At 57.8% G+C, this 664-nt stretch carries 1 protein-coding gene and 1 pseudogene; both read right to left on the reverse strand.

Features of this window, described 5'->3' with window-relative positions:
* Positions 1-152 (reverse strand): annotated as a pseudogene (locus tag ACFX5Q_RS34830) (IS5/IS1182 family transposase); the annotation flags it as partial.
* Positions 153-307: 155 nt separating this feature from the next.
* The coding region (locus ACFX5Q_RS34835) for a hypothetical protein (RefSeq protein ID WP_404285072.1) at positions 308-664 on the reverse strand (357 nt) is incomplete at its 5' end.

Raw genomic sequence — 664 nt, forward strand, 5'->3', positions numbered from 1 at the left:
GACTGTCCGCAGCTCGGTCGTCCGTGGTCGTCCTGTCGTCTTCGCTCCAGGCATGAACGGCTCGATCAATGCCCATTCCCTGTCCGTCAACGCATTTGCATCCCGCTGCCCCGCGCGGCAATATTGCGGCGGGTGGCCTCCGTCCAACCCATGTTGTGATCCCGCTCAAGTCTAGACAACTCAAGCGAATCACAACGGACGGGGCCACTCAACCGCTTCCACGCCCAATCTGGAGTTTCGGGTCAGGCTCTAAACACTTTCGGGCACTTTCGGGCACTTGCGGAAAACGTAAGTGCCCCGACCCATTTCAAATTTGAACCTCCCGCATCGCCGGCTGCAAACAACCGGCGGGTGCCGTCATCACGTCTGCTGTTGACAAGCACGGGTGCTGCCCGCTCCGTTCGCCTTCACGGCCTAATCGGCCCGAAGCTGATGAGGTGGAACGGCCCTTCTCAAACGGCATCAAGTGCCTAACGTGGTCGTGTTGAAACGCCACAAAGAAGAAGGACCGCTCCATGGAGAAGATTACCACAGTCGGGCGTTGGTGCGCGGATATGAAATCGAACGCATTTCGATCTTTAATGTAGTTGGTTATGCCTGCGTGACTTGACGCCGGATAGACTCCGGGCGTGCCCATGCCAGCATGCGGTTGAGAACGATGCAA

The organism is Mesorhizobium sp. IMUNJ 23033 (assembly GCF_044778005.1).
GTDB classification, from domain to species: Bacteria; Pseudomonadota; Alphaproteobacteria; order Rhizobiales; family Rhizobiaceae; genus Mesorhizobium; species Mesorhizobium amorphae_A.